Source organism: Chitinophaga sp. YR627, assembly GCF_900114995.1.
Classification (GTDB): Bacteria; Bacteroidota; Bacteroidia; order Chitinophagales; family Chitinophagaceae; genus Chitinophaga.
This window is the reverse complement of record NZ_FOUX01000001.1, coordinates 607,182-622,033: the sequence shown is the minus strand read 5'-3', so window position 1 is coordinate 622,033 and position 14,852 is coordinate 607,182. Positions and strand designations below refer to the sequence as shown.

Sequence of the window (14,852 nt, the reverse complement as noted above, 5' to 3'; positions counted from 1 at the left end):
TTTTCAAAAAAATCACCAACTTTTTTCTTCTTAACTCATTGTCAGACATAGTAGTTATGAAATAATAAGATCACTATGATAATACATAGATCATTTATCATTCCCCGCGTTTAGGCGGCAATTGATCATCGTAATTTATAAAGGGGAGAAACGAGCGCTCAGAAAGAAATATTGAAGTAACGTTACTACAAATCTGAGACGAATGAAGTTAGCTAACAAACTATTGTACAACCAATTTACATCTTTTTTTCAAAGCAAAAATATTTCTTCCACTTTTCACAAAATTTTTCCTCTCTATCATGCCTACACACAACAAAAAGCCCGCTACTGTTATACAGCGCGGGCATTCTGTGTTTTAAAACCAATAACAGTTTACTTATAAGGTATCGTGATTACATTCAGAGAATTAGCCCCCGTGGTGACCGTCACTTTATTCTTTGCGGCTTTAAGCTGCATAGTAACAGGCTTTACTACCGATGGCGCATCCAACGTATTGAAATCAGTTTTATCCTTCGCCGTCAGCACCTCCTGCGTAGCTGTACCCTGAGCCGCTACTGCGCCTTCCAGCGCAATTGTATACGGCACTGCTTTATCCGTTGTATTCACTACTTTCAGCAGTATTTTGCGGGTCTGTTTGTCGATCGTTGCACTTGCATAAATACCCTCCTGTCCTGTTAACGCCTGATTGCCCGATGTAACTGATACAGTATGCGTACCTTTATTGTTAGCAAAAAGACGCTGCACATAATAATTCGGTGTTCCAACGGAACGCAGGTTGTCAAACCAGATCAGATCCGGCCGCCACTGCCACGCATCCACATGGGCGAGTAAAGGCGCATAGGAAGCCATTTGTACAAGATCCGCATTTCTTTCCAGTCCTGTCATAAATGCCGCCTCTGCCAATGCACTCTCCCAGGTATTCCTTCCTTCTGCTGTATCCGTCTCTTTTTTGCCCTGCGGCACCTTCACATGCGCCGCATATTCACCTGCAAAGATCTTTGGTCCCTTCCGCTCATATTTATCATAACGGGCGCTATTTTTCAAAAACCACTCCGGTGGCATATAGTAATGCTCATCTACAAGATCCGCTTTTGAAGGCTTCAGTTCAGACCACAGATAATCAAACCGCTCGCCGCTGGAAAAAGGGCCTACACTGGACACCAGTTTTATCTCAGGATGTCTGGTCTTCAGTACCTCCTCAAAACGCTGATAACGGGCTATATACTGACTATCCCATTGCTCATTGCCCACTCCCATCAGTTTCAGGTTAAACGGCGCAGGATGCCCCATTTCTGCCCTCAGCTGTCCCCATTTCGTGCTCGTACTACCGTTTGCAAATTCGATCAGGTCCAGCGCATCCTGTATATACGTTTCCACGTCCTCATCGGCTGCCACTTCTCCGGTATTAAACTGACAGGCCATACCACAGTTCAGGATCGGTAATGGTTCGGCACCTACATCTTCCGATAACTGGAAATATTCAAAAAAGCCCAGTCCATAGCTCTGGAAATAATCCCCCGGGGCACGATGTGCAAACTCCGTATTCCAGCGATTCACAATCAGCGTACGATCTTCTACCTTACCCACCGTCTTTTTCCATTGATACCGGTTTGCCAGGTCCCGTCCTTCTACAATACAGCCTCCGGGAAACCTCACAAATCCGGGATGCAGGTCAGCCAGCAACTGTACCAGGTCACTACGCAGGCCTCCCGGACGCTGTTTCCAGGTATCCTGGGGGAATAATGACACCATATCTATATCAAGGGCTCCCGTGCCGGAGAACAACAACTGTACGCCTCCTTTGGCCACCGTACGATCAGCGGTCACCGTAGCCGTATACTTTTTCCATTCCTTATCACCTGCCGTAACCATCGCCTCCCCTATTGGCACTCCTTTATCATCTACCAGTACCAGCTTCCCACTCACCTTACCAGCCGTACTACGTGCCAGAAAAGAGAAGTTATATGACAGCCCTTTTTTGAAGCCCATACCACGAAACCCCTCATTGAACAGTCCGTAACTACCTTTGTCCGCAGTTACCGTAATATGTGCATACCTGGGGTTAGCCGCATGCCCCGTTTCCCGGTTCACTATTAATATATTACCCGCTCCCTCTTTCTTTACCTCTTTCCAACCCATCATCGGCTCTGTAAATTCAAAAGAGCGGTTCTTTATCAATTCAGCGTAGATCCCCCCATCTGCGGAGAAGTTAATGTCCTCAAAGAAGATTCCCCACATCGTTGGTGAGACCTCCGACTGCGGACCATTTACTTTTAGCGTCATTGTCTGAGAAAGGGATGCTGATCCTGTCAGCAGCAAAAATGCTGTGGCAACAAAGTTTATTATTCGTATCATAACGGGATTTGTTACAACAATATACACCCTAAAATCAATATCTGCAAGAATTATAAGCACTTTTTGTGTTCAATTGACATTTATTTATCCCACTGCTGTAATCAGACAGGTATATGGTCATAAGGACAAACTGCAATCATCTGAATAGCTCCTTCCCCGGATACTACTAAGCCCATTATGCCGGCATCACCGGACATATTATTGCTGATTGCTACTGTCAATAATGCAAGGAAATGTTAACGGTTTCAGTGTACACATGCTATATAGAGAAATTGTGAAAGCGTATACCCGGTATTGTTACCTCCTGTCCACATTATGAAATATTTACAGACTTACTCTTACCAGTAAAGTTTAATACACGATAGAAAACTACTCAAACAAGAAAAACCCACAATTGATTAGTAATCAATAAGATAAAAAGAAGTGAAATCACTTTAACATTTCGTTAGAGTATTCTTGCAGGATTTTGGTTGAAATGTATTCAACCATCTTTTATTGAGATCTTTATTTTTTAACCAGTTAAATTGAAAAACCATGAAAAAGCAATTATTGAGATTTGGCCTCATGGCTGGCCTGGGAGCATTCGTAATGACACAGACAAACGCAGTAAATGCGATGACATCAAAGGCAGACACTGCAAACTTCGTACTCGACACAGCGAACTTTGTAAGCGACACTGCTAACTTTGCGCCAGACACCGCCAATTTTGCAATGGACACAGCCAACTTCAAATTTGACACAGCCAACTTCAGGATGGACACGGCTAACTTCAAAATGGATACGGCTAATTTCAAAGCAGACACCGCCAATTTCTCACCAGACACAGCCAACTTCAAAATGGACACGGCTAACTTTAAGTACGACACAGCGAACTTCAGGTTAGACACCGCAAATTTTGTAAGTGACACGGCTGCCTTTGGCAAGGACACTGTCAGCTTTTCAAAAGACACTGCATTCTTCAAAGACACTGCAAACTTTGCTTTTAAAGCAGATACAGTAGCGTTCAGAAATGCAGACACAGTAGCGATTAAAGCAGACACTGCTACTACCAGAGACACACTCAGTTTCGCCGCGAAACTGGACACAGCAACAGCCGCTGCCGATACTGCCGCTGCTAAACGCGACACAGCAGTCATTAAAAAAGATACTGCTGCCGCAACTCCGGCTGACACTTCCGCAGCGAAGAAGTCAAAAGCCGTTAAAGTGAACAAAAAGTAATTACAGGTCTAATGAAAAAGGGCTTCCGGAATCCGGAAGCCCTTTTTTTATTGCAACAACTTTTCAACTTAGAAATTATAACCGGCTTTCAGACCAAAGAAACCACTGGTTCCGTCTTTAAACCACATTTCATATTTTCCTTCCACATCCAGGCCCAGGAAACGAATACCGATACCCGGAGCAAAGATGGCTGCAGTACCTTTGTACCCATCTGACTTGCCACCTACAAATGTAGCACTACCACCCTCAGCCTTCACATACAATAACGGAAAACCGAATTTGTACTTCAGACCAACTCTTACCGGCAGCGCCTTAATAGATTCTGCTTTTACACTAGTCCGGTTGCCCTCAATATCAAAGACATCATAGCTTTTACCAGAGAAATACATGAAACCAGCAGAGCCAGTCACGCCAAATCCTGCGATCAGCTTAATATCTGCGTTCAAACCACCTCCGAAACCAGAGTTATGCGTGTCCTTAAAATCACCCACTGGGGTGCCGATTTCAGCATAAGGACCAATACTGAAACCTTTTAACTGTGCTTTGGCTTTACCAGCAAACATGCAGGTCGCTGCCATGAAAAGCCCAGCGGTGTACAAGGTCTTTAACATAGAGGATATTTTAAAATTTCCACAAATGTAAGTAATTCAAACTAAACCAAACAAACCAGATCCCTGCTATTGCGGCTTCACCTTAAACACAGTGTCCGTACGCAGGCTGTCAGATGGAGCCTTCTGTAATGCTCCCGTGGCCGGAGATTTTGTGGCCGGTTTGGTATCGCCGCCAGACTCAGATGCCTGATTAGGTGCGCCGATGGGATAACCCATTTTTTCCAGATCCTTCCGTTCCTTTTTACTGAAAAGATATTGCGGGTTCTTTTCCTTTTTTAATCCTTCCTCAAAGCGATATTCCGCGCCCATTCTCGGAGCCGGATCGTAACCGCGATTGGTTCTGCAAGCTGTAAAAGTGAAAATACCTGCCAGCATACAAAATGCGATCGTCCTGCTGGCAGGTTGTCTAAATGATTTCCAGGTGGAGTTTAACATATTTCCTGGGTTTACTGTCCGGTTAAATAACGTTACTGTAGAGCAATTATTATACCGTTAATATATTCGCTGATGAATACCTCTTTTATTATTCGATGTATTCCCTTATTACACCGTCATTACGCCGTTATTTCTTCGTTCCCGAGCGGACAAATAGCGGCGTAGTAACGGTATAATGGCGATATAATCGAAGAAATAGTACCTTTCCTATACTACATCAGTCTTTTACCTGTTCTTCTCCGTCACAACTCCGTTTTGAACGTAGCATTAACGCAGCATAACTATAGTCAGACTATAGATAAACCCATAAAAAAAACCGGACTGATATGTATCAGCCCGGTAAAACACTAAAGATTATATATCTGCAACTATAATTGTGCTGCCTTGTATCCGGCCTTCTCTACCGCACTGATAATCGCTGCTGCAGATACAGCATCAGCCGATACCGTCAGTATCTTTTCAGGTGCTGCCGTATCTACCTTCCAGGTATTTTCACCTGCTGCTTCATTGAGAAATGGTGTGACTGTTGCTATACAGCCGCCGCATTTGATATTTGTTTTAAACTGTTGTTCCATAGTTTATATTATTAAATTTTTGACCATTTTAGCCGCAGACTATTACTTACCACCGACACAGAACTTAACGCCATCGCTGCGCCTGCTATCATCGGGTTCAGCAGGAATCCGTTCACCGGGAATAATACACCTGCAGCCAGCGGAATACCGATAATGTTATAGATAAACGCCCAGAAAAGATTCTGGCGGATCGTACGGACTGTTTTACGGGATAATTGCAGCGCCTTTGGAATGACATTCAGATCGGAGGTGATCAGGGTCATTTTCGCTACGTCCATCGCTATATCCGTTCCTTTGCCCATCGCAATACTAACATCCGCCTGTGCCAGTGCATGACTGTCGTTAATACCATCTCCGGCCATTGCAACCACTTTTCCCTGCTCCTGTAATGACTGCACAAAAGCAGCTTTTTCTGCGGGCAACACGCCCGCCTTATAATGCCTGATACCAACCTGTCCGGCTACGGCTGCTGCCGTGTGCTCATTATCACCGGTAAGCATATATACCGTAATACCACTCTTCTGCAAATTCTCCACCGCCAGCGCCGACGTCGCCTTCACTTTATCTTCTATCGCAATAATACCCAGGATCTTTCCATCTCCTGCAAAGGCAATTACCGTTCTTGCAGCAGACTGCCAGTCCGCAATCTTCTTTGACAAAACATCATCTGTCCGGATGCCATTATCCGCCAGTAATGCCATGTTGCCAGCCAGGTATTTCATTCCCCGATAACGGGCCTGTATACCCTTTCCTGTGATACTTTCAAGTGCCGTGAAAGGAATACCAGGCAATGCAGCAACGCCCTTCTGCTGTAAGTCCTTTACGATCGCAGCAGCCAGCGGATGCTCAGAATGCTGTTCTATGGTAAGCAGGACACGTTGCAGTTCCCATTGTTGATCCGAAGCCGCTAACCAGTAGCTGTCAGTCACCACAGGCTTTCCTTCTGTAATAGTCCCTGTTTTATCCAATACCAGGGCATTTACTTTGTGCGCCAGCTCCAGACTTTCCGCATCTCTGATCAGCATATTATTCTCTGCGCCTTTTCCGACACCTACCATGATCGCTGTCGGTGTGGCCAGTCCTAATGCACAGGGACAGGCAATCACCAACACGGTAACGGCTGATAATAAGCCGTGCGTAAATGCATTCTCCCCTCCTGCCATCATCCAGACACCAAAAGTCAGTATCGCAATACCAATCACCACCGGCACAAAAATACCCGCGATCTTATCGACCAGCTGCTGCACAGGTGCTTTACTACCCTGTGCTTCTCTTACCATTCGGATGATCTGTGCCAATACCGTATCAGCACCTACTTTTTCCGCCTTAAAATAAAAACTTCCCTGTTGATTGATCGTTCCTGCAAACACCGCTGTATCCTTCTCTTTCAGTACTGGTACCGGTTCTCCGGTGATCATACTTTCATCTACCCAGGAACTGCCACTTTGTACGTGTCCATCCACAGGGATACGTGCACCTGGTTTTACCAGTAACAGATTACCTGCCTGCACCTCACTTAAAGGAGTCTCTTTTGTATCAGCACCATTGTTGACTACTATAAATGCAGTCGCTGGCTGTAATCCCATCAGCTTTTTTAATGCTGCAGAGGTGTTTGATTTTGCTTTCTCTTCCAGTAATCTCCCCAGCGAGATAAACGCTACCACGACCGCTGCCGCTTCAAAATACACATGCGCATGTAAACCACGGGCATGCCAGTATTCGGGATATACAGTGTTAAATAAACTAAATAACCATGCAATACCGGTACTCAGCGCCACCAGTGTATCCATATTGGCTTTGCGGTGACGGGCCTGCTTCCAGGCATTCAGAAAGAACTGCCGGCCGAGGTAGAAAATAACGGGAGTTGACAATACCAGCATGATCCAGTTGGCATATGGTATATCCATAAAGAACATCCCGATCAGCACTACCGGCGCTGACAATATCAGTGAAGCAATTGTTCTTTTTTTCAGTGATTGATAGTGATCCAGCTGTGCCTGTTCCTGTACCTGCTCACGGTTATGTGTATCGATGACAAGATCATAGCCGATACCACGGATCACATTCCTTAATCCTTCAGGCGTAACACTGTCACTATCATAAGTGACGCGGGCTGTCTGATCGGCATAGTTTACCGATGCATCCGACACACCTGGTACAGATTGCAGCATGGAAGCGACGCTGACAGCGCAGGCCGCACAGCTCATCTCCAGTACAGGAAACGTTTCTTTTGTTATATGTCCGGTTGTTGTAGCCATTGTCCAAACTTTTCACAAAGCTACTACCGGGTAAGAGAAAGATTGTTATAGAATGATGGGGAATATGTATATAATTATGACGAGTGCCCCTCACACTTTATCAAGGGGCTTTCTGTCATTATGTTTTAACTGACGGTAGCCGGTTGGCGTCAGACCAGTCACCTTTTTAAACTGCTGAGACAAATGCTGCACACTGCTATACCCCATACTGTCGGCGATTTCACTGAGGTTCATCTCATCATAATGCAACAGTTCTTTCACACGCTCTATACGTTGTAAAATGACATATTTTTCGATCGTCAGTCCTTCTGTTGAAGAAAACAATGTTGAAAGATAATGATAATCAACGTCCAGCGCTTCCTGTAACACCACTGACAACTTCGTATTCAGCATCTCATTATCATTCCCATGGATCAGGCGTATAATAGTTGTCTTTATCTTCTCGATTAAAGCGTCTTTCTTATCATCCAGTACCTCAAAACCAAGGGCATGCAATTGCTGGCCAAGCGCATCCAGCTTAGCTTCGGAAGGCGCCTGCTCCATCTCCACATCTCCCAGCTGAATGCGTGAATAAGGTATCTCCAGTTTATCTAATTCCTGCTGTACTACCAGAATACAGCGATTACAAACCATATTTTTTATAAACAGATGCATGAATCCCATTTGAATGGACAAAGGTAGCTGAAAAATACTATCTCAACCCAGCGAAAGCAGAAATGCAATATTTCCCACTATTTATGGGACGGGAGACTTTGAAACAAGTTTATATTCATTAATTTTAGCGATCATGAAAAATCATTCATACCTCTTATTAGCATTGCTGCTGACTGCCTGTGTCGACAACAAACAACATGAGCAGCAGGCAGATAGCACCGTACAGGAAGCAGAAAAACCGGCCAAAACAAACCCAAAGCCTGCGACTGCGTCAGAAGGAAAGAAGCCGGTTGCGGAAAAGATCATCAGGGAAAGGGCAGCCGGTACTGTTACCCTGCTGGATGAGGTCAATGGCAAACCAATGGCTCAGGTAAATGATAACGTAGAACTGGAAGCGGGTATTCCCACCAAAGGATGGTCAAACACGCTGGTCACCACCGAACTGTCCAATGCACAGCAGGAAGGCCAGGTCCTGAAGAAAGGAGCTCCGATCATTGCAAATGGTAAAACTGTCGGTAAAGTACTGCAGGACGTTGTGATTGAAATGACCTTTAAAAATGATAAAGGAGTGAACACTGGTGTATTCCATGCCGCTGTACAGCAAAATAAGCTTCAACAGGCCACTATTATCGAAAACGCACTGGCCAGCTATATGAAAGAACAACCGGAGAAAACAAAGGCCGGTATGGAATCTTTCATTCAGCAATTCCAGCTGGAAGCTATGGATAACAATAAACCGTATATTGAATACTACAATTACGAAAGCGCAGCAGATGATCCGTCTCCGGGTTTCCGTACCGTGCTGGTATTCCATAAAGACAAGCTGATCGGCGTCGTTGATTCAAGAAAACTGCAACTGGAAGGAGTCAAATATACAGCACTTGACCGTGGTTATCATGGGTACTTCTTTACAGAGACAGATGAAAAACTGAAACAGGCGTACATTAAGAAGTTTAACTACTTCGTGAACAACGCAGACTAAGTCAATTAGGAATTAGGAATTATCAATTAGGAATTATACGCAAAAAGCGTCCTCTCAACGATGGACGCTTTTTCTATTAATAACACAAATTAATTCGTAATTCGTAATTCGTAATTCGTAATTCTTTTCCTAATAACAGCCAATTCAAACCAATACCGCCTCGTCTCTCCAATTCCTAATTTCTAACTCACCCATAGGTCGCAATCTGCTCCTCCATCAACTGAATCGTCAGCAAAGACTCTCCCTGCATCGCCTCAATCAGCTGACTGAATTCCGGTTCATGTTTTACCGTCAGCGTATCCAGTTGATCAGCTATACGTGCTAATTTACTCAACCCGATGATCTGTGAAGTACCGCGTATCTTATGCCCGATACGGTTGATCTTACGGATATCAACCGCCGCTGCTGCTATCTGCAACTCCGATACCGCCGACTTCAGTTCATCGATCGTTAGTTTCAGTAACTGTTTTAATACAGCCCTATCCTCTCCCATCAGGTAAGTTTCCAAAGTAGCAATATTGAAATGCTCTTCCTTGACCTCTCTGACAGTCGTGAGATGCACAGGCTCTTCTTCCACAGGGATGGTCAACCACTTCCGGAAAAGTTCCATCAGTTTCTCCTGTATAAGCGGCTTGGATATAAAGTCATTCATACCTGCCTCCATACACTTTTCCCTTTCTCCTTTCAGATTACCGGCAGTCAGTGCGATAATCGGTATACGCTGTCCGCCTTTGATCTCCCTTATACGTCCGGTTGCTTCATAACCGTTCATGATAGGCATCTGTATATCCATCAGGATCAGATCAGGTAATTGTGCGCGACAGATCCGGATGGCTTCTATACCATCCTGTGCCTCGTAAATACGGGCATCATGCGCGATACGTTTAACAACCGTCGTCGCCAGCAACATATTAATAGGATTGTCCTCTACGATCAGGATATTCAGGCGACCTCCGATCCATTGTTCCGCCTGCTGTTCCTGCTGATGGCGTTTACGCTTTTCCTTATTGATCAGTAAAGAGAGCCTGTTGTATAACTCATGAATTTTAATCGGCTTCACCATGCGCTGTCCTATCCCTAACTGCTCACAGGCCGTAATGATCCGTTCATCATCAGAAGAGCTGTGCAACAACACGATTCCCTGTTCACGGGGTTTGGCGCCGAAATGATGCCGCATCTTTCGGACAGTTTCCAGTCCGTCCATATAGGGCATATGATAATCCATCAGGATGATGTCATAACCATCATTGGTGGACAATAATTCCAGTGCATCAAATCCGCTACGGGCCTCCGTACAGGAGATCCCTTTCATTTGCAGCATTTCCTTCAGGATATGACGGTTGTTGTCATTATCATCTACGATCAGGACATCTTTAATACGTTCCAGGTTATTCTGGTCTTCAGCAGGTGCTTCTACAGTGGTTAATACAATATCGAAATAAAAGGTACTGCCATCCCCTACGCCACTATCAATATGCAGTTCGCTTCCCATCAATGCGAGCAATTTATTGGAGATGGTCAGACCCAACCCGGTACCTCCATATTTCTTAGTGGTGGAAGCATCTTCCTGGCGGAAGGCTTCAAATATTTTAAACTGCTTTTCCGGTTTGATACCAATACCGGTATCCCTTACCTCAAAGCGGATCTTTGCTTTATCATCTTCCAGGAATTCCAGGGGATGTACCTTTAATTCGATCTCTCCGTTACTGGTGAATTTAACCGCATTTCCCAGAAGATTGATAAGGATCTGTTTCAACCGCACCTCATCAAACCAGGCAAAGCGAGGTAATTGCGTGGATACGTTCAGTAACATCTCCAGCCCTTTATGCTGTGCCTGATAACTGACAATATCACTTACCTGACTGCTGAACTCATACAGGTCATATTTGTCAATATCCAGTTCCAGTTTACCGGATTCTATTTTGGAGAAGTCGAGGATATCATTGATAATGCTTAGCAGGGCATTGGCGGACTGGTTAACAATAGACAGATACTGGTGCTGTGTTTCATTCAGGTCGGTCTTCAGCACCAGTTCAGTAAAGCCGATCACCCCATTTAAAGGAGTCCGGATCTCATGACTCATATTAGCCAGGAATTCTGATTTAGCCATATTCGCCTGTTCCGCCTGTTGCTTGGCGGCGGCAAGATTGGACTTCTGTAGTATCAGCTGATGCTCCGCCTCCTTGGTAACAGATATATCCTGGAAAGTGCCATACAGGCGTTTACATTTCCCGTTTTCAAATTCAGCATTACCGATAGCCCTCACCCATTTCTCCTGTCCTTTCGCAGTAATGATCTGCAACTGAAGGTCCCAGGGTTCTCCTGTTTCCACACTTAAGCGGAGGGCTTCCGTAATGGCCTCCCGGTGATCCCCTTCTTTATAGAAACCGATGGCAGTTGCCATGGTAGGCTGAAAATTACCGGGTACTTCGTGAATCGCCTTTGTTACGTCAGACCAGAACAACTCCATGTTCACCAGGTCCGCTTCCCATCCCCCGATACGAGACATCTGACTGGTACGTTCCAGTATCTCACGGGTACGCTTGAGGTCTCTCTCCAATACCTGCCTTTCCGTTACATCGATGGCGTTGCCGATCACATAAGATTCTCCTTTGAGATTCCTGAACAGCACATTGTTGAATAACACGGACCCCATGGTCCCATCTTTATGAATGGTGATCATGAGACCATGCGCCTTTCCTTCTGTACCGATTTTTTTCAGATAAGCATAGAGCTCATTTTCATACTGGGCTGGAACGATATCGGCCAGGGTCATATCCTTCATTTCTTCGCAGGTATAACCCAATATCGCCGCACAGGCATTATTTACGGTCAGCAACCTGCCTTCCAGATCATGTGTACACATCAAACCATGAGAATTCTCAAAGAAAGCCCTGAAATTGCGCTCACTATCCAGTAATTCTTCATAATGATAATGATCTGTAATATGAGACACGATCTCCAGGATAAGCAGCTGTATGGCCCTTTCCTGTCGACTGTCGACCTGTTGAGCATGCGTATCGCTAAGGGTAAGTTGACCCAGTAAGCGCCCGGCATTGTCCTTTAGATCGTATGTACGATGGAATGGAGGTTCAGGTACAGTTATAGCAATGCCATATGCAATGACAACGGATGGCTGTTGATCATCACTGATAGAGATCGTTGCTACCTGTACATTGCAAACCAGAGCGGCTAATTCAGTCAATCTATTTAGTTCCTGCTGTAGTATTGCATTCAAACACTAAAAACTTTTCGCTGTGGAAGAAATTTGTCCTTTCAATTTCCTGAATATTTCTGTTGCAAAAGCCCGTTTGTGTAGAGTAGTGAAGATACGTAATTCTTCCCAACACGAGGTTTCATGATCCAGGAATTTCAAAATAGTAGCAGGTGAATTTCGCTGGAATAAGCGTGAAAAAAGCCCTTTTAATGATACAGCAGGTAACGCGAGTAAACGAAGAAAGATACTATCATAGAAACCAAAACGATCGAAACGTATGCCACCGGTAGCAGGATGTTCCCCATCCAGCAAACGCTGGGCGATATGTTGTGCATGCCTTTGTATAAAGCGGAACGCATGACCACCGGAGGCTTTAATGTCGTAGGCGCCTGTCCCCAGATAGATGATCCTGTCATCAATACTGTTACGCGCATATTCATACAGGGGAATATGGCCTGTCTCTGTGTAACTGATGTTGTAAAGACTACATTGCAGCTGTTGCCTCATATAGCGCTGTAATACCATATCATACATACCCTGATCGGGTATTTCCGGTGCAATAAGTGTATACGTTACAACTGCTCTCGTAGAGGAATAAGGCAGGGTATAAAAGAAACCACTATCGTCCATGGATACCGCCTTAAAGTCCATCAGCGTAGCCATATCCGGATCAAAACAGGGTGTAACGGTCTCCACCTGCCAGCTTTTAAAAGACCGGATCAGGTTGCTCTGAACGGCTCCGGGCGCCACAGGCGGCTGACCACTTCTAAATACATATTCCGCCGTAAAACGTTGTCCGTCTACAATGACGGCCGATTTACCCCGTGAGTTAAAAACTTTCCCGATCAGTCCTTTCCTGATCGTCACATTGGGAGCAGCTGTGATCAGTTTTTGGGTATAATCGTAAAAACGGTCGGCCGCGATCATTTTATAATGATAGGGAGCAATGTCAAGCACCTGTTGGCCCTCACTCCCCGTAAATGATAGTTTAGCCCAGTAATGAGAAACGATCTCGTCAAACAGGCCGGGATCCTTTTCCCAGAAACACCAGTGCTGATGATGTTCCCTGCCTTCAATATCGTCTACCAGGAGAACTTTTTTACCCGCCAGTTTGCGGGCATGAATGAGATGTACAGCCAGGCTTCTTCCGGCGCATCCGGCGCCGGCAATGATGTAGTCGAAATGTTCCATTCAAACCGTTTTTCAACTCCGCTATGGGGGGTTCTTCAATAATAAAAATGTTGTGCGCAGGGGCAACAAGTATGTTTACACACTAAATTGGTACAATAATATATCATTAGGCGGTAAGTATAAAATGTTTTTATACCAGTTTTACTGTATAATCTTATTATTATTGCCAAAATAGTTTTCATTGGATTATACATTCCTGAAAGACCTGATCGTTCTCGCAGAAGAATTTGAACGGTCAACGGGTACGGAGCCAAAAACAAATGACTTCATTGCCTGGTTACAAACAAAGGAACTGCCGCCGGTCCCTTTTCACGATACACCGCTTACAAAAGAAGGATATGGCGATGCACACACGCCTGGACTGATCAGTAAACTGATCGTTTATATGTACCGTTATGCCAAACTATATATAAAGAAAGCACTGGAAGGCTCTCCCCTTCAGTCGATGGATGAATTCGGCTATATGGTGTCCCTGCTCCAATATGAGCCGATGAACAAGACAGCGTTGATACAACAGAACAGACACGAAAAGCCCACCGGCATGGAAATTATCAAAAGACTGGTAAAACTGGGCTATATGGAAGAAACCATACACAAGGAAGATAAACGCAGCAAGGCTTTACGGGTAAGCGAAAAAGGCAGGGAACTGCTGGCTGGCCTGTACGGCAATATGGATAAGATCTCCCGGCTGATACTGGGAGACCTCAGTCCCCTGGAACAGTATCAGCTGGTCGTGACCTTACAACGACTGGACGACTATCATCATCCTATTTTTATGGATAATCTGTCCAGACTGGATGATATACTTGAATAAGACTATACCTTCTCTACAAACTCCCGCAGGGAAGTTCCGATCAACTGGGTCCAACCCATCACAAAATTCTCTTTTTTGAAGCTGGCATTGTCCTGCGGGAATGTCTCCAGACCGGCATGTGTCAGTTTCACCCTGGTTTTATCGCCCTCAGAAAACAGCTCAAAGCTGACCAGGGAAGCTCCCTCAAAACCTTCATACCGCCAGCTATAGGTCAGTTTATGGTTTTCTTCTACCTCCGTCACCTTACATAGGTGTTTGAATCGTTCCCCCTCCGGACCGATCCCGTAAAAGTGGAATTCTGCGCCCAACTCGGCTTTGAAATCAGCAATATCAAAGTACCACTGCTTCATCTGCTCCTTCGTAGTTATAGCTTCCCATACGCGCGTAACAGGCGCATCATATGTACGTTCAATAACAAATGGTTCGCTTTTCATGTTTCTGATGGATTTGAAATGTCAGCGGAATAAAACATTATTTAACCGATCGGTTACAAATATATAGGAAACCATTTGGTTACAGAAATTATTTTAGGAAGATAAGGA

Annotated in this window: 12 protein-coding genes; 3 read left to right on the top strand and 9 right to left on the bottom strand. The window is 44.9% G+C overall.

Features of this window, described 5'->3' with window-relative positions:
- Positions 1 to 372: 372 nt before the first annotated feature.
- A complete protein-coding gene (locus BMZ72_RS02115) occupies positions 373 to 2,355 on the bottom strand; it encodes an alpha-L-arabinofuranosidase C-terminal domain-containing protein (RefSeq protein WP_089804778.1) in 1,983 nt (660 codons plus the stop codon).
- Positions 2,356 to 2,889: 534 nt separating this feature from the next.
- On the opposite strand from BMZ72_RS02115, the gene BMZ72_RS02110 reads away from it, so the two are divergent.
- Positions 2,890 to 3,573 carry a hypothetical protein gene (locus BMZ72_RS02110; RefSeq protein WP_143087566.1) on the top strand — a complete coding sequence of 228 codons (684 nt, stop codon included), beginning with the start codon at positions 2,890 to 2,892 and terminating at the stop codon, positions 3,571 to 3,573.
- Positions 3,574 to 3,641: 68 nt separating this feature from the next.
- On the opposite strand, the gene BMZ72_RS02105 is transcribed toward BMZ72_RS02110, so the two are convergent.
- The 5 genes from BMZ72_RS02105 to BMZ72_RS02085 form a co-directional block, all read right to left on the bottom strand.
- On the bottom strand, positions 3,642 to 4,184 hold the full coding sequence (locus tag BMZ72_RS02105; protein ID WP_089804775.1) for a hypothetical protein: 543 nt from the start codon (positions 4,182 to 4,184) through the stop codon (positions 3,642 to 3,644).
- Positions 4,185 to 4,250: 66 nt separating this feature from the next.
- Positions 4,251 to 4,619, bottom strand: coding sequence for a hypothetical protein (locus BMZ72_RS02100; protein ID WP_089804773.1), 369 nt, complete (start codon positions 4,617 to 4,619; stop codon positions 4,251 to 4,253).
- A gap of 368 nt (positions 4,620 to 4,987) precedes the next feature.
- A complete protein-coding gene (locus BMZ72_RS02095; protein ID WP_089804771.1) occupies positions 4,988 to 5,194 on the bottom strand; it encodes a heavy metal transport/detoxification protein in 207 nt (68 codons plus the stop codon).
- 11 nt (positions 5,195 to 5,205) lie between these two features.
- On the bottom strand, positions 5,206 to 7,452 hold the full coding sequence (locus tag BMZ72_RS02090) for a heavy metal translocating P-type ATPase (RefSeq protein WP_089804769.1): 2,247 nt from the start codon (positions 7,450 to 7,452) through the stop codon (positions 5,206 to 5,208).
- 90 nt (positions 7,453 to 7,542) lie between these two features.
- Positions 7,543 to 8,106, bottom strand: a complete 564-nt coding sequence (locus BMZ72_RS02085; protein WP_089804767.1) for a helix-turn-helix domain-containing protein — start codon at positions 8,104 to 8,106, stop codon at positions 7,543 to 7,545.
- Between the two features lie 133 nt (positions 8,107 to 8,239).
- Between BMZ72_RS02085 and BMZ72_RS02080 the strand changes: the two genes are divergently transcribed.
- Entirely contained in the window at positions 8,240 to 9,088 is an 849-nt protein-coding gene (locus tag BMZ72_RS02080; protein WP_089804765.1) for a hypothetical protein, read from the top strand.
- A 187-nt stretch (positions 9,089 to 9,275) separates the two neighbouring features.
- On the opposite strand, the gene BMZ72_RS02075 is transcribed toward BMZ72_RS02080, so the two are convergent.
- Together BMZ72_RS02075 and BMZ72_RS02070 are read right to left on the bottom strand one after the other, a co-directional pair.
- The gene (locus BMZ72_RS02075; protein ID WP_089804762.1) at positions 9,276 to 12,326 is read right to left on the bottom strand and encodes a response regulator; all 3,051 of its coding nucleotides are present in this window, start codon (positions 12,324 to 12,326) and stop codon (positions 9,276 to 9,278) included.
- A gap of 3 nt (positions 12,327 to 12,329) precedes the next feature.
- On the bottom strand, positions 12,330 to 13,496 hold the full coding sequence (locus BMZ72_RS02070; protein ID WP_089804760.1) for a lycopene cyclase family protein: 1,167 nt from the start codon (positions 13,494 to 13,496) through the stop codon (positions 12,330 to 12,332).
- Positions 13,497 to 13,677: 181 nt separating this feature from the next.
- Here BMZ72_RS02070 and BMZ72_RS02065 point away from each other — a divergent pair, with 181 nt between their 5' ends.
- On the top strand, positions 13,678 to 14,310 hold the full coding sequence (locus BMZ72_RS02065; RefSeq protein ID WP_089804758.1) for a MarR family winged helix-turn-helix transcriptional regulator: 633 nt from the start codon (positions 13,678 to 13,680) through the stop codon (positions 14,308 to 14,310).
- Positions 14,311 to 14,312: 2 nt separating this feature from the next.
- Here BMZ72_RS02065 and BMZ72_RS02060 read toward each other — a convergent pair whose 3' ends face one another.
- Positions 14,313 to 14,744, bottom strand: coding sequence for an SRPBCC family protein (locus BMZ72_RS02060; RefSeq protein WP_089804756.1), 432 nt, complete (start codon positions 14,742 to 14,744; stop codon positions 14,313 to 14,315).
- Positions 14,745 to 14,852: the final 108 nt, after the last annotated feature.